Here is a 17,899-nt window from a genome sequence, read left to right as displayed (position 1 = left end):
CCCACAGTCGATCCGCCAACGCAATTCGACTGTCAGCGCTATCTCAACCGTCCTGCGCGGCCTGTAGCGCCGTCTGCGCTGCGGCCAGCCGATCGGCCGCGGCGGTGGCCGCCCGCTGGGCCTCCTGGTGCTCGCCGTCGGCGGTGTTCAATTCGCGTTCGGCCGCGGCGAGTGAATCCAGGAGCTTCTCGTAGCGCCGGCGCGCGGCGGCCAGTGCGGCCGTTCGGGCCGACAGCTCCTCGGCGGCCTTCGCGTCGGCACGTTCGGCGGCGTGGACGTCGCGCTCCGCCGCGGTGAGCCGCCTCCTGGCGGCCGCCACCTCGCTCCGCGACGGCGTGGGGACGGCGGGCGGCGCGGGCCTGGCCTTCGGTCGCGGCGTCGCCGTGCGCACCGCGACGTCGGACACCGGCCCGAAGTCGCCGAAGCCCGACCATCTCTCGGCCTTCTCCAATCGACCCAGCCGCGCCGCGACGTCGGGGTCGGCGATCGCGGCCTGCAGCGTGCCCACGACGTCGTCGCGCAGCGCCGCCGGCGCGTTCGACACGTCCGCCGCGGCGAAACCCGCCCGCACCAGCTGCTCGATGAGTGAGCGCTGCGCATCAGAGGATTCGCGGATGCGGGTACCGTCCATCGCCGCGTGGGCCGCGCGCAACCGCTCGCTGAGCTCGGCGAGTCTCGTCCGCACCGTGGCGTCGGCGTGCACCAGCGCGTTCATTACCCAGGCGGCGGTGGTGGGTCGGCGCGCCGCGGCGATCCGGGTGGCCGCCTCGCGGTCGCCACGCTTCTTCGCGGCCGCGACCAGTTCCTTGCGGCGTGCCGTGAAGTGCTCTGGCGCAAGGGAATACAGCTCGTCGAGATCGTCGTCGGCGGTCACAGCGGTGACGCCCCGCGCAGGTGCTCGAAGATCAGCGACGTCTGGGTGCCCGCCACGTCGGTGTCGGCGTTGAGGTTCTCCACGACGAACGATCGCAGATCGTCGGTGTCCCGCGCGGCCACGTGCAGGATGAAGTCGTCGGCGCCCGCCAGGAAGTAGACGTCCATGACCTGCGGACGCGTCCTGATGTGCTGGATGAAGTCGATGATCTTGCCCCGGGCGCTGGCCTGCAGGCTGACCGAGATCATCGCTTGCAGCGACAGGCCGATCGCCGCCGGGTCGATGTCGGCGTAGAACCCGCGAATGACGCCGACGTCCTGCAGCCGGCGCACCCGGCCGTGACAGGTCGACGGGGCGATGCCGACGAGGTCGGCCAGGGCGCTGTTGGACATCCTGGCGTCGCCGTGCAGAGCCGTGAGGATGCGCCGGTCGGTCTCGTCGAGGTCGGCGGCCCGAACATCGTTCGGACGCGCCGACGCTGGGGCAGTCGATTTCGAAGATCGTTCTGGCATGACTCGACTTTAGCGAATGACATACGCTCCTGTTGCCATTGAACCGAACGTTCTTCACAATTTAGCCAACGAACAACGACCGTGAGGAGCCGTCATGCGCGTGGGAGTCCCGACCGAGATCAAGAACAACGAGTACCGGGTGGCCATCACCCCGGCCGGCGTCGCCGAACTGACCCGGCGCGGTCACGAGGTGCTGGTCCAGGCCGGCGCGGGTGACGGCTCGGCCATCTCCGACCGCGACTACAAGGCGGCCGGCGCACAGGTCGTCGACACCGCGGACGAGGTGTGGGCCGAGGCCGAGCTGTTGCTGAAGGTCAAGGAGCCCATCGAGGCGGAGTACGGCCGGATGCGCACGGGCCAGACGCTCTTCACCTACCTGCACCTGGCGGCGTCCAAGCCGTGCACCGACGCGCTGATGGCCTCGGGCACCACGTCGATCGCCTACGAGACGGTCCAGACCGCCGACGGCGCGCTGCCCCTGCTGGCGCCCATGAGCGAGGTCGCGGGCCGGCTGTCGGCGCAGGTCGGCGCCTATCACCTGATGCGCAGCCACGGCGGCCGCGGCGTCCTGATGGGCGGCGTTCCCGGCGTCGCGCCCGCCGAGGTCGTCGTGATCGGCGGCGGCGTGGCCGGCTACAACGCCGCGCGGGTCGCCAAGGGCATGGGCGCGCACGTCACCGTGTTCGACCTCAACGTCAACACGCTGCGCAGGATCGACGGCGAGTTCACCGGCGGCATCGAGACCCGCTACTCGTCGAGCCTCGAGCTCGAAGAGGCGGTGAAGAAGGCCGATCTCGTCATCGGCGCCGTCCTGGTGCCCGGCGCCAAGGCCCCCAAGCTGGTCACCAACTCGACCGTCGCCGGCATGAAGGCGGGCGCCGTGCTGGTGGACATCGCGATCGACCAGGGCGGTTGCTTCGAGGACTCGCACCCGACGACGCACGACGATCCCACGTTCGAGGTGCACGACACGGTGTTCTACTGCGTCGCCAACATGCCGGGCGCGGTGCCGCGCACGTCGACCTTCGCCCTGACCAACGCCACCATGCCCTACGTGCTGATGCTGGCCGACAAGGGATGGCAGGCGGCGTGCGCCGCCAATCCCGCACTCGCCAAGGGTCTCTCGACGCACGAGGGTGCGCTGGTGTCCGAGCAGGTGGCCTCCGATCTCGGCCTGCCGTTCACCGATCCCGCGGCGCTCATCGCCTGACGCAGTCGTTTCCCCTCCATCGCCCGGCTGACCACGTGTCGGCCGGGCGATGTGACGTTCGGACCCCTACGAAACTTGACACCCGTCAAGTATCCTGGGGCATGACGCTCGCCGACGTGCTCCCCAACGCCCCGATCACCGCCGACGAGGCGCTGGCACTCTTCGACGAAAGCCCCGCCGTCGAGCCCGAGTTCATGGTCGGGACGTGGCGGGGCGCCGAGGTGCCGACGGGTCATCCGCTGGACGGCCTCCTGGCGGCCAGCGGCTGGTGGGGCAAGCAGTTCCTCGGCGGCGAGTCGGTGCACCCGCTGCTGTTCCCGACGGCCGACGGTGCCGGACTGTGGGCGATGAACCCGCTGCCGGCGTTCGGTGGTCTCGGCCTGGTCAGCCGAATCCCGCTGCTGCGCAACCGAAGTCACGCGAGGCTCATCACCGCCGCGAAGCCCGTCCTCGGCACGACGGTGCCCAAGGCACGCCTGCGGACCACCCGCTACCGCGGCGTCGACTCGGCGACGATGATCTACGACCAGTTGCCGATCAACGACGTCTTCCGCGGGCTCGACGACGACACCGTACTCGGGGCGATGGATCTGCGCGGCTCCCCCGCGCCGTACTTCTTCGTGCTGGTGCGCGACGACTCACTGGCGCTTCGGCACTGAGCTCCTCAGCCGACGAGACGCCGAAGCGCGTGCGGCAGTGACTTCTTCGTGCGGTGCGGCCCGAGCACGGCCGCGCCGTAGGGCCGGTTCAGCAGCTGTCGCGCCACGGCGTTCACCTCGTCGAGGGTGACGGCGTCGATGAGCGCCAGGGTGTCGTCGATGCTGCGGTGCCTGCCGAAGTTCAATTCGCTGCGACCGATGCGGTGCATCCGCGAGCCCGAGTCCTCCAGGCCCAGGACCAGACCACCGCGCAGCGAGCCCTTCGCGATGCGGCACTCCGACTCGGTGATCCCGTCGCGCGCCGCCTCGGCCAGCACGTCCGCGGACACCCGGGTGACCTCGTCGAACCGCTCGGGTAGACAGGCCGCGTAGACCGACAGCGCGCCGGAGTCCGAGAACGTGTCGACTGTCGAGTACACCGAGTACGCCAGTCCGCGATTCTCCCGAATCTGTTGGAACAGGCGCGAACTCAGGCCGCCGCCGAGGGCACTGTTGAGTACCGACAGCGCCCAGCGGCGGTTCCAGTGTCGTCCTGGCGTGCGGACGCCGAGGAACATGTGGGTCTGTTCGGCATCGCGGTCGACGATCTGCAGGCCGGGCTTGCCCGGCACCCGGCCCGTCCCCTTGCGGGGCGCGACCGGCTGGTTGCCGTCCACCAGGCGGGGGCCGAAGTACTCCCGTGCCAGCGCGACGACGTGATCGTGGTCGACGTTGCCCGCGACCGCGAGGACCATGCGCTCGGGGGTGTAGCGGCGCACGTGGAACGAGTGCAGCTGGGTGCGGGTCATCGTCGAGATGGACTCCACGCTGCCGATCACGGGGCGACCGACGGGGTGGTCGCCGAACATCGCCGACAGGAAGACGTCACCGAGGGTGTCCTCGGGATCGTCGTCACGCATGGCGATCTCCTCGAGCACCACGTCGCGCTCGACCTCCACGTCCTCGCCGGCACACCGACCCCGCAGTACGACGTCGGCCACCAGGTCGACGGCCAACTCGAGGTCGGTGTCCAGGACGTGCGCGTAGTAGCAGGTGTGCTCGCGGGCGGTGAACGCGTTCAGTTCGCCGCCGACGGCGTCGACCGCCTGAGCGATCTGCACCGCCGAGCGCGTCGGGGTGGACTTGAACAGCAGGTGCTCGAGGAAGTGGGCGGCGCCGGCCACGCTATGACCTTCGTCGCGCGATCCGACGCCCACCCACACGCCCACCGAGGCCGAGCGCACCGACGGCACGAACTCCGTGACGACGCGCAGGCCGCCAGGGAGTTCGCTACGTCGGACGTGCTCAGCTGTTGGCCGTCGCGGCATCTGCCGGTGCGACACCCGAATCCGACGGCGCCTCGGCGGGGGCCGACGGTGCCTCCGCGGTCTCCTCCTCGGCGACCAGCACCAGCGAGATCTTGCCGCGGTTGTCGATGTCGGCAATCTCGACGCGCAACTTGTCGCCGACCTTCACCACGTCTTCGACCTTGGCAATGCGCTTGCCGCGTCCCAACTTCGAGATGTGCACCAGGCCATCGCGACCGGGCAGCAACGACACGAACGCGCCGAAGTCGGTGGTCTTGACAACGGTGCCGAGGAAGCGCTCACCAATCTTGGGCAGCTGCGGGTTGGCGATCGCGTTGATCATGTCGATCGCCGCCTGTGCCGCTTCGCCGTTGGAGGCGCCCACGAACACGGTGCCGTCGTCCTCGATCGAGATCGACGCACCCGTCTGCTCGGTGATCGAGTTGATCATCTTGCCCTTGGGCCCGATCACCTCGCCGATCTTGTCGACCGGCACCTTGATCGTGGTGATCCGCGGCGCGTAGAGGCTCATCTCGTCGGGCTCGTCGATGGCCTCGGCCATCACCTCGAGGATCGTGATGCGGGCGTCCTTGGCCTGCGCGAGTGCGCCCGCCAGTACCTGCGACGGGATCCCGTCGAGCTTGGTGTCGAGCTGCAGCGCGGTGACGAAGTCCTTGGTGCCTGCGCACTTGAAGTCCATGTCGCCGAACGCGTCCTCGGCGCCGAGGATGTCGGTCAGCGTGACGAAGCGCCGCTCGGTCCCCCCGCCCTCGACCTCGACGTCGTCGGACACCAGGCCCATCGCGATGCCCGCGACGGGTGCCTTCAGCGGCACGCCGGCGTTGAGCAGCGACAGGGTCGAGGCACACACCGAGCCCATCGACGTCGAACCGTTGGAGCCCAGCGCCTCGGACACCTGGCGGATCGCGTAGGGGAACTCCTCGACGCTCGGCAGCACCGGCACGAGGGCCCGCTCGGCGAGCGCACCGTGGCCGATCTCGCGCCGCTTGGGCGAGCCCACCCGGCCGGTCTCACCGGTCGAGTACGGCGGGAAGTTGTAGTGGTGCATGTAGCGCTTGGACGTCTCCGGCCCGAGCGAGTCGATCTGCTGAGCCATCTTGACCATGTCGAGAGTGGTGACGCCCATGATCTGGGTCTCGCCACGCTCGAACAGGGCGCTGCCGTGCGCGCGCGGGATGACGGCCACCTCGGCCGACAGCGCCCGGATGTCCGTGATGCCACGGCCGTCGATGCGGAAGTGGTCGGTCAGGATGCGCTGGCGGACCAGCTTCTTGGTCAGGGAGCGGTAGGCCGCCCCGATCTCCTTCTCGCGACCGGCGTAGGTCTCGCCGAGACGGTCGAGGACCTCGCCCTTGATCTGGTTGGTGCGCTCGTCGCGCTCTTCCTTGCCCGCGATGGTCAGCGCCTTGGCGAGCTCGTCGGTCGCGATCGAGGACACCGCGTAGAACACGTCGTCCTGGTAGTCCGGGAACACCGGGTAGTCGGCGGTGGGCTTGGCGGCGCTGTCGGCCAGCGCCTGCTGCGCGTCGCACAGGGCGGCGATGAACGGCTTGGCGGCCTCCAGGCCCTCGGCCACGACGCTCTCGGTCGGCGCGGCGGCGCCACCGGCGATGAGCTCGATGACGTTGTCGGTGGCCTCGGCCTCGACCATCATGATTGCGACGTCGTCAGCGGTCTTGCGGCCGGCGACGACCATGTCGAAGACGGCCTTCTCGAGTTGCTCGACCGTGGGGAACGCGACCCACTGGCCGTCGATCAGCGCGACGCGCACGCCGCCGACGGGGCCGGAGAACGGAATGCCGGAGATCTGGGTCGAGGCCGACGCGGCGTTGATCGCCAGCACGTCGTACAGGTCCTTGGGATCCAGGCTCAGAATGGTCACCACGACCTGGATCTCGTTGCGCAGCCCCGAGATGAAGGTCGGACGCAGCGGCCGGTCGATCAGGCGGCAGGTGAGGATCGCGTCGGTGGAGGGGCGGCCCTCGCGGCGGAAGAACGAGCCGGGGATGCGTCCCGCGGCGTACATCCGCTCCTCGACGTCGATCGTCAGGGGGAAGAAGTCGAAGTGGTCCTTGGGCTGCTTGCTGGCCGTGGTGGCACTCAGCAGCATGGTGTCGTCGTCGAGGTAGGCGACGACCGAACCGGCGGCCTGCTTGGCCAGCCTGCCGGTCTCGAAGCGGATGGTGCGGGTGCCGAAGCTCCCGTTGTCGATCACGGCGGTGGACTCGAAGACGCCGTCTTCTATTTCAGTTGCAGACATACGTGGGTCAGACCTCTTTGGTTCTCGTGTGGTGCCGTACGCACCCCTTTTTTCGTCCGCCACGCGCGAGAACCCGGGTGATCCGACGGCCGTCGATCGAAGCGGCCGGACCCTCCCAACGACGTTGGGCTACCCGGCAGCCACTACCGAAGACCGCCCGTGTGATGACGGGTCCTTCTGGTGACGCACTGGAACGGTGCACGCGGACGTGCGCAAACCGCACCGCTTCGTTCGAGCCAGAACCGGCTCAAAACGCCCTTCATGTTACACCGCGGCAATCAGCCGAGGTCCGGGCGGCCCGCCGCGTCGACGGGGGCCCGCTGGGAGCCCGCCGCCCGTCGGGTGCGGGCTGCGCCCAGTGTCAGCGGCGCAGGCCGAGGCGCTCGATCAGCGAACGGTAGCGCTGCACGTCGACCTGGGCGATGTACTTCAGCAACCGGCGACGACGACCGACCAGCAGCAGCAGCCCGCGGCGGGAGTGGTGATCGTGCTTGTGCATCTTGAGGTGTTCGGTCAGATCCGAGATGCGCTTGGTCAGCATCGCGATCTGCGCTTCCGGGGAGCCCGTGTCGGTCTCGTGCAGACCGTACTGGCCGAGGATTTCCTTCTTCTGCTCGGTGGTGAGCGCCATGCAACTACTCCATCTATCGGTTCGCGAGGATTGACTGAGGCGCGGCCGCCGCGAACTGCAGCGCGCGCTGGGTCGCCGGGGAGTCTAACAGCGGGTCGGCGCAGGAACCGAATCGCGGTGCGACGCACGCGGCGTCACTGCGCCGCCAGGATGGTCCTGGCCCGCGCGGTGTCACCGTCCATGGCCACGACGAGGTCGTCGATCGAGTCGAACTTCTCCTGGCCGCGGATGCGGGCGACGAAGTCGACGCCGACGTGCTGACCGTAGAGGTCGGCCTGGGTGTCCAGCACGTAGGCCTCCACCGTGCGGGTGCGGCCGGAGAACGTCGGGTTGGTGCCGACCGACACCGCCGCCTGGTACCGCTCGCCGGGAATGACCGTGCCCATCACCGGGCCGGGGCCGAGGACGGTGAACCACGCCGCGTACACCCCGTCGGCGGGAATGGCGGAGTACATCGGCGGGGCGACGTTGGCCGTCGGATAGCCCAGGTCGCGACCGCGACCGTCCCCGCGGACCACGACGCCCTCGACGCGATGCGGCCGGCCGAGTGCCTCGGCTGCGGCAACGACGTCACCGGCGTCGACGCACGACCGGATGTAGGTCGAGGAGAAGGTGACCGTCCGGTCCCGGTCCGGGTCGACGTGGTGCTCGGACACCAGCGACAGGCTCTCCACGGCGAAGCCGAAGCGCGCCCCGGCCCTGCGGAGCATGTCGACGTTGCCGCCGGCCTTCTTGCCGAAGGTGAAGTTGTCCCCGACGACCACCTCGACGACGTGCAGCCGCTCGACGAGCAGCTCGTGGATGTAGCGCTCGGGCGTCAGCCGCATGAAGTCCGAGGTGAACGGCATGACGAGGAAGACGTCGATGCCCATCTCCTCGACCAGCTCGGCGCGCCGGGTCAGGGTGGTCAGCTGGGCGGGATGCGAGCCCGGGAAGACCACTTCCATCGGATGCGGATCGAACGTCATCAGCACCGTCGGCACGCCGCGGGACCGGCCCGCCTTGACCGCGTGGTTGATCAGCTCGGCGTGTCCGCGGTGGACACCGTCGAACACACCGATGGTGACGACACACCTGCCCCAGTCGGTGGGGATCTCGTCTTGGCCCCGCCAGCGCTGCACGACGTCCAGCGTACGACGCGCCGGGATCGCCGGTACCGCTAGATGCCCGCAAGCGCCGTCGATTGCCTAAACTTCGCGTCATGAGTCCCGACGACACGCCTCGCGACTTGTCGTCGGTTGCCCAGGACTATCTGAAGGTGATCTGGACCGCCCAGGAGTGGTCGGTGGAGAAGGTCAGCACGAAGATGCTGGCCGAACGGATCGGGGTGTCCGCCAGCACGGCCTCGGAGTCCATTCGCAAACTCGCCGACCAGGGTCTGGTCGACCACGAGAAGTACGGCGCGGTCACGCTGACCGCCGCGGGGCGGACCGCCGCGCTGGCGATGGTGCGTCGGCACCGGCTGATGGAGACGTTCCTGGTCCGCGAACTCGGCTACGGCTGGGACGAGGTGCACGACGAGGCCGAGATCCTCGAGCACGCCGTGTCGGACCGGATGCTGGACCGCATCGACGCCAAGCTCGGATACCCCACCCGCGATCCGCACGGCGATCCCATTCCTGCTGCCGACGGCCAGGTGCCCACTCCCCCGGCCCGCCAGCTGTCGGTCTGCGCGGACGGTGACGCGGGCACGGTCGCGCGCATCTCCGACGCCGATCCCGAGATGCTCCGCTACTTCGACAGCGTCGGCATCAGCTTGGACTCCCAGTTGCGCGTGGTGGCACGCCGCGACTTCGCCGGCCTCATCTCGGTCGCCGTGCGCAACCTGGCGGCCGACGGCGGTCAGACGGTCACCGTCGAGCTGGGAAACCCTGCGGCAGAAGCGATCTGGGTGGTCTAACCGATCTCGAGGATCAGCCGGACGACCTCGTCGGGATCGTCCAGCTGCGGGCAGTGCCCGGAGCGCGGCAGGACGACGAAGCGGCTGCCCGGAATGCGTTGGTGCAGTTGGCGACTCGAGTGCACGGGGACGACGCGGTCCCGCCCGCCGTGGACGACGACGGTGGGGCACCAGACCTCGACGCCGTCGTGGCCCGCGCGCATCTCGTAGGCGTACTGCAGGGCGTAGCGGCCGAGCCGGGCGACGTCGGCCATGCTCGACACGCCGTCCTGCCACTGAGCGATCACCTGGGGATCGGGCCGCACGCCGGGGCCGTAGAGGAGGTGGCGCGTTCCGAGGGCGGTGGCCCAGCGCAACGCTCCCGTCGGCACCCGGACCCCCGCCGTCACCGACCAGAGGACCGTGGGGATCTGACGGCGGCGGACGAGACGCGCGAGCAGATCCTGCGCGTGCAGGGGATCGTCCAGCGCGAGCAGCGCCGACACCGCCTCGCGTCGCCGGCCGGCGGCGCGGACCGCGGTCGCCGAGCCCAGGGAATTGCCGACGAGGACTGCCGGACCCACGGCGTCCAGGACGGCGTCGGCGAAGTCGTCGAACTGCGGCGCCAACGGGCCGTCGGCACGTCGGTCGGCCCGGCCGAAACCGGGTAGATCCACGGCCAGCGCCCGCCGGCCGGCACCGGCCAGCCTGCTCAGCACCGGTCGCCACGTGTCGGCGCTGTCGGCGTAGCCGTGCAGTAGCACGATCGGCGTCCCGTCCCCGGTGACCGACAGCACCCGCGTACCGAATCCGCCGAACGAGGTCGGGATCTCGTCGATCACGACCGTGGGGTTTCCCGGGCCCGAAAGGTCATGTGCCGACGCATCTCTCGCTACAGCGTGGACGGGCGGATCACGACGACGGACTTCGTGCGGGCCCCGTCGTCGGCGAGCAGGGCGATGACGCGACCGTCCGGCGCGGTGGCCGCGTAGGTGCCGTCGATTCCCGCCGGGGTGAGCGCCCGTCCGTGGGAGGCGGCGTCGGACTCGTCGGCGCTGAGCTCACGGCGCGGAAACGCCAGCAGGCAGGCGGCGTCGAGGGAATGGCTCAGGCGGGGTGACTCGGCCAGCTCGTCGAGGGTGAGCGCCTCGTCGAGGCCGTAGCGCCCGACCTTCGTCCGGCGCAGTGCGGTCAGGTGGCCGCCGACCCCCAGCGCGGACCCGACGTCGCGGGCCAGCGCCCTGACGTAGGTGCCCGACGAGCAGTCGACCCGTACGTCGACGTCGACGAAGGCGTCGACCCGGCGCACCGCGTCGACGTCGAACCGCGAGATCCGCACCGGCCGCGCCGCGAGCTCGACCGTCGCGCCCTCGCGGACCAACTGGTAGGCCCGCCGGCCGTCCACCTTGATGGCGCTCACCGAGGACGGGATCTGAACGATGTCACCGCGCAGCCCCGCGACGGCGCGTTCGACGTCGGCGTCGGTGACGTGGCTTGCCGACACCGTCTGCAGCACTTTACCTTCGGCGTCCTCGGTGGACGTGGTCTGGCCGAGACGGATGGTGGCGGCATAGGACTTGTCGGTCGCCGTGAGCAACCCGAGGATCTTGGTGGCCCGGTCGATCCCGACGACCAGGACACCGGTCGCCATCGGGTCGAGCGTGCCCGCGTGCCCGACCTTGCGGGTGCCGAACAGCCTGCGGCAGCGGCCGACCACGTCGTGGCTCGTCATGCCGGCAGCCTTGTCGACGATGACGAGGCCGGGAGCGCTCACAGCACGATCGCCGTCAACACCAGACCCTGGTTCACCGACCAACGACCGGACAGCTCCTCCAGCGGCGCCCCCGACTCGGCCGAGGGGTCGACGAGGATCCGCGAACGAAAGCCCCCGGAGTGTCCCGATCCGTCGACGGTGAAGGTGACGTGCGCGTCCTCGAAGCCCAGCCACCGGTGCGTGAGCGGGAACCACGCCTTGTACGTTGCCTCCTTGGCGCAGAACAGGATTCGATCCCAGTGCGCCCCGGCGGGCAGCTCCGTCAGTTGCCGGCGCTCCTGCGGCAGGCTGATCGCGTCGAGCACGCCCTTGGGCAGGACGTCGTGGGGCTCGGCGTCGATGCCGACGGACCGGACGTCGCCGACGCGTCCGACGACGGCACCGCGGAAGCCCTGGCAGTGCGTCAGGCTGCCGACGATGCCGTCTGGCCAGCAGGGTTCGCCCTTGTCCCCCTTCAGGATTGGCACCGGCGGCACGCCGAGTTCGGCGAGCGCCTCCCGCGCGCAGTACCGCACCGTGATGAACTCGTGGCGACGCTTGGCCACCGACCGGGCGATCAGCGGTTCCTCTTCGGGCAGCGGCGTCAGATCGGGGTCGTCGTCGTAGCGTTCTGCCGAGGCCACCGCAGCCACAGACACAGGGGCCGGCAGGACCCCGGACAGCAGCGCCCCGGTCACGCTCGCCTACTCCTGATCCGCTCCTGCATCTTCTCCGCGTTGGCCCGCATCTCGGCGGTGACCTCGAAGTGTCCGCCGAAGTCGTTGAGATAGCCCGGCGGGTACTTCGGGTCGGGCAGGATCTGGCGCAGCCAGCGGTAGGGCTTGCGACGGCGCCACTCCCGCGGGTAACCGACGGACACCTCCTCGAACCGCACGCCGTCATACCAGGTGGTGCGCGGAATGTGCAGGTGCCCGTACACCGAGCAGAGCGCGTTGTACCTGGTGTGCCAGTCCTTGGTGGCGGTGGTGCCGCACCACATGGCGAACTCGGGGTAGTACATCGCGTCGCAGGGTTCGCGGACCAGTGGGAAGTGGTTCACCAGGATCGAGGGCGTCAGCCAGTCCAGGTCTTCGAGCCTGTCGCGCGTCTGCTTGACGCGGTCGTGGCACCACGCGTCGCGGGTGGCATACGGTTCCGCGGACAGCAGGAACTCGTCGGTGCCGACCACGTTGCGTTCGCGGGCGACCGCGAGCCCCTCGGCCTTCGTCGCGGTGCCCTCGGGCAGGAACGAGTAGTCGTAGAGCAGGAACATCGGCACGATCGTGGCCGGTCCCCCCTCGTCGTTCCAGACGGGGAACGGGTGCTCGGGCGTCACGATGCCCATCTCGTCGCACATGGTGACGAGGTAGTCGTAGCGCGACCGGCCGAAGATCTGCATCGGGTCCTTGCTGGTGGTCCACAGCTCGTGGTTGCCGGGGACCCAGATCACCTTGGCGAACCGCTTGCGCAGCAGATCGAGCGACCAGCGAATTTCGTCGGTGCGCTCGCCGACGTCGCCGGCGACGATCAGCCAGTCGTCCGGGGACGAGGGGTGCAGCGATTCGGTGACCGGTTTGTTCCCGCTGTGACCGATGTGCAGGTCGCTAATCGCCCAGAGCGTGGGTTGCCGACGGTCCTGCGGCGACCCCGAGGCATTGGAGGACACAACGGTCGAGCCTACTTGGACCGTTGCGCGTCACCCATTCCAGGCAACTAGAACATGTTCTCCTTTTCGGTCCGGGCGGCGCCGCAGGACTTGTACACTCCCGGCAATGGACGACGAGCGCAGGTGGTATGCCGTGGTGGGCAGGGTGCGCCTGATATCTGCACTGTGCGCGCTGGTCGTCGCCGTCGTGATGGTGTGGCAGGTCGAACCGGTGACCGGGTCCGGAGCGGGTCCGGTCGCGCTGAGGGCGACGTCGGAATCAATCTCCAGCACCATCAAGTTCCCGGTGATCGCCACCACCGATCCCCGCCCCTTCGACCCGTGCGAGGACATCCCGGCCGACGTCATCAACGGCATCGGGCTGGGCTTCACTCCGCCCGAGCACGAGGACGGCCTGCGCTGCCACTACGACGCCGGCAACTATCAGATGGCCGTCGAGGCGTTCGTGTGGCGAACGTATGCCGAGACGCTGCCCCCGGACGCCGTCGAGATGGACATCGCTGGTCACCGGGCGGCCCAGTACTGGATCCTCAAGCCGTCGGACCGCAACAACCGCTTCATGTTCAGCTGCATGATCGCCTTCGACACCAGCTACGGGGTGCTCCAGCAATCGCTGTTCTACGCCCCCGTCTACAGCGCCGACGACGTCGACTGCATGCAGACCAACCTGCAGCGGGCCCAGCAGCTGGTGCCGTACTACAAGTTCTAGGTGGCACGAAGTTCTAAGGGGCGCGGCAGTCCAGAGTCCGGCGCCGGCCTATCCGGCTTCGGCGATGCCGGCCAGATCCGGCGGCTGCCGGGTGAAGCCCCGCGTCAGCACCAGCAGGTAGACGATGCCGATCGTGAGCCAGGACCCGCCGAGGATGAGCGCCTTGGAGTCCAGCTGAGTGAGCAGCGCGGCGTCGACCAGCGCACCGATGATCGGGATGACGACGTATCGGCCCGGATGCAACGACTCGGTACGACGGTGCTTGATGAAGTAGGCGATGACGGCGACGTTCACCAGGGTGAAGGCCGTGAAGGCGCCGAAGTTGATGAACGACGTCGACGTCGAGACGTCGAGGAAGATGGCCCCGAGGCCGATCACCCCGGCCAGCAGGATGTTGAACCACGGCGTGTGGAACTTCGCCGACACCAGCCCGAAGACCTGCTTCGGCAGGACCCCGTCACGGCCCATCGCGAACAGCAGCCGGGCGACGGCGGCCTGCGCCGCGAGCCCCGAGGTGAACTGCGCGATGATCAGGGCGGCGAGGAAGAACGCGCCGAACAGGCTGCCGCCGATGGTCTTGGCGATCTCCGACGACAGCGAATCCGCGTCGTCGAACGTCCCACCCGGGGCGACCAGCGTCGCCGAATAGGCCACCACGATGAAGATCACGCCCGCGATGACGGCCACCAGGACGATGCCCCTCGGGATGTTGCGCTCGGCGTCGTGGGTCTCCTCGGTCAGCGTGCTGACCGCGTCGAAGCCGAGGAACGAGTACGCCGCGATCGCCGCGCCCGCGGCGAGGGCACCGATTCCCCCGGCGCCGACGAAGGGTGTCGTCGAGACGAGGGTCTGGTGGCCGCGCACCAGATGAGCCACCGCCAGCACGACGAAGAGCACCAGGATGAGGACCTGGAACGTCATCAGGATCAGGTTGGCCTTGTCGGCGACCTTCAACCCGACCAGGTTGAGTGCCGAGGTGACCACGATGAACGCCACGATCCACACCCACGCCGGCACCGCGGGAAACTGGTTGGTCAGATACGACGCGCCGATCAACCAGATCACCAGCGGCAGGAAGAGGTAGTCCAACAGGATCGTCCAGCCGACGATGAACCCGACCCGCGCGTCGATGGCCTTGCGCACGTAGGTGTACGCCGACCCGGCGACCGGAAAGTGCTTGGCCAGGATGCCGTAACTCAACGCCGTGAACAGCATGGCCACCGTGGCCAACAGATAGGAACCCGCGCTGCCGCCGTCGGACGCCACGGCGATCACGCCGAAGGTGCCCAGCACGATCAGGGGGGCCGTGTAGGCCAGCCCGAACAGCACGAGGGAACGCAGGTGCAGCGTCTTCTCGAGAGGGGACGTGTAACCGACCGGTTCGACGACGCTCATGGGCTCCCCTTCGCTGGCCGACCGCTGCGACGGCCTGGTCCAGACTCGGGTGAGCAAGCCAGAACCGTTGCCGCACAACACATCCCGACTGCAGCGGTGACACGGCCGAGTTCCCCGCGAGCCACCACCGCAGCGATCATCCACCCACGCTAGACCCGATCGGGTGGTTCCGCTGAGGAAGCGATCGAACCCACCGACCTGTGATCATGCTGTGAGTCAAGCGGATTGATCAGCGGCTAAGTGCTTGCCTCACTGGTGAATCCGCCCGCCGGCGTCACGGGATGGGGTTGTCGTCGTTGTCGGTTCCCGAGTGGGCATGGCCGACGTCGTGCCCACCGGGGACCGAGACGCAACCCGCGGTGCAGTCCTGCATCACGATCGGAGTGGTCTGACCCTCGACGCGTCGGTACTTCCACGTCGTCTCGATGATGGTGGCGTCGGCGGGAAGCGTGCTGCGGTCACTGACGTCGCAGTAGAGCGCGCGCTCGGTGCCGTCGCAGGTCTCGAGCAGCAGCTCGCGTTCCGCCAGACCCAGCGGATTGCGGATCAGCTTGATGCCGAAGCGCTCGGTCTTGCCGTGCGCCTGCAGGAGTTCCACGATGCCCGCCAGCACGGCCTCGTCGCGGGCGCTCAACGGCGCCACGCCGCCGAGGTCCTCGGGCTCGGCGAACTCCATGCCGACGACCCCGACTCCGGCTGCGGCATCGTCGAATCGGAATGCCGTGCCGTGCAGCTCGCCCGGGAACAGCGACCGATCGCGCAGCGTGGTGATGGTGCGACGCGGCTCGGCATCGATCGACTCGACGAACACCTCGCCGGAGGCGGGCTCGAAGTGCTTGTGCAGCAACCACATTGCGAAACGCTCACCGGCGTCGCTGTCGACGAGGTACTGGCCGAGCTCGGCGAGGCAGGCCCGGTCGCCGTCGGTCAGCTCACCCACGTCGGTCGCATCCATGTCGCGCAGCGCCACGTAGTCCTCAACGCCGTGATCCCGCATCGTCAGCATCGCTGCTCGCTCTCTTTCGGTGGTCTTCGAAGAGGCCCCTGGCCTGGCCAAACACTAACAGGCAGACGGTCATTGGGCGAGACATCGACCGAAGATCGGCCGGCCACGTGACGCTGCGCTGAATGGCTGGTGAACCAGAACCCAACTGCCCTCGGTCAGCGGTATTGAATGCGGTGCAGATCGGCGTAGATGCCGCCGCGCGCCAGCAGCTCGTCATGGCTGCCGGCTTCGGCGATGACGCCGTCCTTGACGACCAGGATGTGGTCGGCGTCGCGAATCGTGCTGAGCCGGTGGGCGATGACGATGACCGTCCGACCCTCCATGAGGCGTCGCAACCCCGTCATCACCGACTCCTCGGACTCGGCGTCCAGCGCCGCGGTCGGCTCGTCGAGGATCAGGATCGGGCTGTCGCGGATGAACGCGCGCGCGATTCCGATGCGCTGGCGCTGACCGCCCGACAGCGAGTGCCCACGCTCGCCGACCGGGCTGTCGTACCCGTCGGGCATGCGCATGATGAACTCGTCGGCGTTGGCCAGGCGGGCTGCCTCGACGATCTCGTCCTCCGTCGCGTCGGGTCGCCCGAACGCGATGTTCTCGCGCACGCTGCCGCGGAACAGCACGGTGTCCTGCAGCACGAAGCCGATCTGACGACGCAGCGGGTGCAGCTGGTATTCGCAGATGTCGACGCCGTCGATCCGGATCGTCCCGGCGTCGGTGTCCCGGAACCGCGGGACGAGACTCACGACGGTGGACTTGCCGCTTCCCGTCGGTCCGACCACGCCGACCAACTGGCCCGGCCTGATTCGAAAGCTGATGTCGCGCAACACCGGAACGTTCGGGTCATACCCGAAGGCCACGTGCACGAACTCGATGTCACCGCGGAATGGCGGCGGCTCGATCGCCGACGGTCGCTCCGGCACGACGTAGTCGGCCTCGAGGATCGACCGGATCCTCTCGAAACCGACCGAGACCTGGGCGATGGAATTCGTCATCACCGCGACGTCGCGCACCGGCTGAAAGAACTTGGCCAGGTAGGCCAGGAAGACCGTCAGCGTGCCCACCGTCGTGACACCGTCGAGCACCAGCACCGAGCCCCGCCACAGCACCAGACCGGTGCAGACGGCCACTGCCAGGCCGACGACCGGCGACAGCAGCGACGACACCCGTCTGGCCTTCAGCCAGGCCGTCACGGTCTCGTTGCTCGCCGACACCAGCCGTTGCTCCTCGTAGTCCTGGCGGTCGAAGGCCTGCACGACCTCGATGCCCTCCAGGCCCTGCTGCAACGTCGCGGTCAGGTCGGCCTGGCGTTGGCGCACCTCCCGGGTCGCCTTCTTGATCAGCCCGTTGACGCGGAACACGAAGACCGCGAGGAACGGCAGCACCGTCAGCGCAATGAGGGCGAAGTCCCACCGCAGCACGAACATCACGATGACCATGCCGAAGATCGTGAACGTGTCGGTGATGAGGTTGAGCGTCGAGACGGACGCGAAACTCTGGATGGTCTGGACGTCGGTCATGATCGTGCTGAGCACGGCGCCCACCCGGTTGTGATCGAAGAAGCCGAGTGAGAACAACTGCAGCCGATGGAAGATCCGCACCCGCAGGTCGTTGGCGACCCACTGACCCATGCTCTCGGTGACGTAGTTGGCGACGTAGAACGCGATCCCGGTGATCACCGCGATCGCGACCGTCGCGATGCCCGCGGCCACGGCGAGATGAATCTTGGTGTCGGCGCCCATCATCGGGACCATCCACGCCACCCACGCGGGGGCGGGGTGATCTCCGACGACGTCGTCGATGATGATCTTCAACGGCCACGGCGCGACCAGCCCCATGATCGTCTGCACCAGCATCGCCGCGAGAATGATGGACAGCCGTCCGCGATACGGCCGCAGCAGTTCCCCGATCAAGCGTGTCACGAGAGCAGCTTTCCCTCGAAGGACGATCCGCTGCGAACGGTAGCAGCGCGCGCGTGTCGACGTCGTTCACGACGAAGGCCGATACTCATCGCTGACACAGGAGTGGTCACGACACCGGA

At 68.6% G+C, this 17,899-nt stretch carries 17 protein-coding genes; 4 read left to right on the top strand and 13 right to left on the bottom strand.

The window, feature by feature from the left end; all coding sequences use genetic code 11:
• Positions 1–43: 43 nt before the first annotated feature.
• Both G6N60_RS11310 and G6N60_RS11305 read right to left on the bottom strand, forming a co-directional pair.
• A complete protein-coding gene (locus G6N60_RS11310) occupies positions 44–874 on the bottom strand; it encodes a hypothetical protein (protein WP_163736697.1) in 831 nt (276 codons plus the stop codon).
• Positions 871–1,386: an HTH-type transcriptional regulator AldR gene (locus G6N60_RS11305; protein ID WP_163736694.1), complete on the bottom strand. Its 516-nt coding sequence runs from the start codon at positions 1,384–1,386 to the stop codon at positions 871–873. The genes G6N60_RS11310 and G6N60_RS11305 overlap by 4 nt, the downstream gene beginning before the upstream one ends.
• 94 nt (positions 1,387–1,480) lie before the next feature.
• Here G6N60_RS11305 and ald point away from each other — a divergent pair, with 94 nt between their 5' ends.
• Positions 1,481–2,596 carry an alanine dehydrogenase gene (gene ald / locus G6N60_RS11300; RefSeq protein WP_163736691.1) on the top strand — a complete coding sequence of 372 codons (1,116 nt, stop codon included), beginning with the start codon at positions 1,481–1,483 and terminating at the stop codon, positions 2,594–2,596.
• A 101-nt stretch (positions 2,597–2,697) separates the two neighbouring features.
• The gene (locus G6N60_RS11295; protein WP_163736687.1) at positions 2,698–3,255 is read left to right on the top strand and encodes a DUF4334 domain-containing protein; all 558 of its coding nucleotides are present in this window, start codon (positions 2,698–2,700) and stop codon (positions 3,253–3,255) included.
• 5 nt (positions 3,256–3,260) lie between these two features.
• On the opposite strand, the gene G6N60_RS11290 is transcribed toward G6N60_RS11295, so the two are convergent.
• The 4 genes from G6N60_RS11290 to G6N60_RS11275 all read right to left on the bottom strand — a co-directional run bounded on the left by G6N60_RS11290 (position 3,261) and on the right by G6N60_RS11275 (position 8,574).
• Positions 3,261–4,562 (bottom strand): M16 family metallopeptidase, encoded by a 1,302-nt coding sequence (locus G6N60_RS11290; RefSeq protein ID WP_163743805.1) that lies wholly within the window; start codon positions 4,560–4,562, stop codon positions 3,261–3,263.
• Complete coding sequence (locus G6N60_RS11285; protein ID WP_163736684.1) at positions 4,540–6,822, bottom strand: polyribonucleotide nucleotidyltransferase; 2,283 nt, start codon at positions 6,820–6,822, stop codon at positions 4,540–4,542. The genes G6N60_RS11290 and G6N60_RS11285 overlap by 23 nt, the downstream gene beginning before the upstream one ends.
• A gap of 361 nt (positions 6,823–7,183) precedes the next feature.
• Positions 7,184–7,453, bottom strand: a complete 270-nt coding sequence (gene rpsO / locus G6N60_RS11280) for a 30S ribosomal protein S15 (RefSeq protein ID WP_163736681.1) — start codon at positions 7,451–7,453, stop codon at positions 7,184–7,186.
• Between the two features lie 134 nt (positions 7,454–7,587).
• Positions 7,588–8,574 carry a bifunctional riboflavin kinase/FAD synthetase gene (locus G6N60_RS11275; protein ID WP_163736678.1) on the bottom strand — a complete coding sequence of 329 codons (987 nt, stop codon included), beginning with the start codon at positions 8,572–8,574 and terminating at the stop codon, positions 7,588–7,590.
• An 80-nt stretch (positions 8,575–8,654) separates the two neighbouring features.
• Here G6N60_RS11275 and mntR point away from each other — a divergent pair, with 80 nt between their 5' ends.
• On the top strand, positions 8,655–9,353 hold the full coding sequence (gene mntR, locus G6N60_RS11270) for a manganese-binding transcriptional regulator MntR (protein ID WP_163736675.1): 699 nt from the start codon (positions 8,655–8,657) through the stop codon (positions 9,351–9,353).
• On the opposite strand, the gene G6N60_RS11265 is transcribed toward mntR, so the two are convergent.
• The 4 genes from G6N60_RS11265 to G6N60_RS11250 are packed head-to-tail and all read right to left on the bottom strand — an operon-like array spanning position 9,350 to position 12,751.
• Positions 9,350–10,174, bottom strand: coding sequence for an alpha/beta fold hydrolase (locus G6N60_RS11265; RefSeq protein WP_163736673.1), 825 nt, complete (start codon positions 10,172–10,174; stop codon positions 9,350–9,352). The two genes, mntR and G6N60_RS11265, sit on opposite strands and share 4 nt — an antisense overlap.
• 50 nt (positions 10,175–10,224) lie before the next feature.
• On the bottom strand, positions 10,225–11,148 hold the full coding sequence (truB, locus tag G6N60_RS11260) for a tRNA pseudouridine(55) synthase TruB (RefSeq protein WP_372511018.1): 924 nt from the start codon (positions 11,146–11,148) through the stop codon (positions 10,225–10,227).
• A complete protein-coding gene (gene pptT / locus G6N60_RS11255; RefSeq protein ID WP_163736668.1) occupies positions 11,103–11,783 on the bottom strand; it encodes a 4'-phosphopantetheinyl transferase PptT in 681 nt (226 codons plus the stop codon). Before pptT ends, truB begins: the two co-directional genes overlap by 46 nt.
• Positions 11,780–12,751, bottom strand: a complete 972-nt coding sequence (locus G6N60_RS11250) for an ACP phosphodiesterase PptH (protein WP_163736665.1) — start codon at positions 12,749–12,751, stop codon at positions 11,780–11,782. Before G6N60_RS11250 ends, pptT begins: the two co-directional genes overlap by 4 nt.
• A 133-nt stretch (positions 12,752–12,884) precedes the next feature.
• Between G6N60_RS11250 and G6N60_RS11245 the strand changes: the two genes are divergently transcribed.
• On the top strand, positions 12,885–13,460 hold the full coding sequence (locus tag G6N60_RS11245; protein ID WP_163743803.1) for a DUF3558 domain-containing protein: 576 nt from the start codon (positions 12,885–12,887) through the stop codon (positions 13,458–13,460).
• A gap of 48 nt (positions 13,461–13,508) precedes the next feature.
• Here the strand turns inward: G6N60_RS11245 and G6N60_RS11240 are convergent, their stop codons facing one another.
• The 3 genes from G6N60_RS11240 to G6N60_RS11230 form a co-directional block, all read right to left on the bottom strand.
• Complete coding sequence (locus tag G6N60_RS11240) at positions 13,509–14,855, bottom strand: APC family permease (RefSeq protein WP_163736662.1); 1,347 nt, start codon at positions 14,853–14,855, stop codon at positions 13,509–13,511.
• Between the two features lie 274 nt (positions 14,856–15,129).
• Positions 15,130–15,861 carry a hypothetical protein gene (locus G6N60_RS11235; protein WP_163736658.1) on the bottom strand — a complete coding sequence of 244 codons (732 nt, stop codon included), beginning with the start codon at positions 15,859–15,861 and terminating at the stop codon, positions 15,130–15,132.
• Positions 15,862–16,016: 155 nt separating this feature from the next.
• Positions 16,017–17,780 (bottom strand): ABC transporter ATP-binding protein, encoded by a 1,764-nt coding sequence (locus tag G6N60_RS11230; RefSeq protein ID WP_246240569.1) that lies wholly within the window; start codon positions 17,778–17,780, stop codon positions 16,017–16,019.
• Positions 17,781–17,899 lie beyond the last annotated feature (119 nt).

The organism is Mycolicibacterium madagascariense, assembly GCF_010729665.1.
Taxonomy (GTDB): Bacteria; Actinomycetota; Actinomycetes; order Mycobacteriales; family Mycobacteriaceae; genus Mycobacterium; species Mycobacterium madagascariense.
This window is presented reverse-complemented; position numbering and strand designations above follow the sequence as displayed.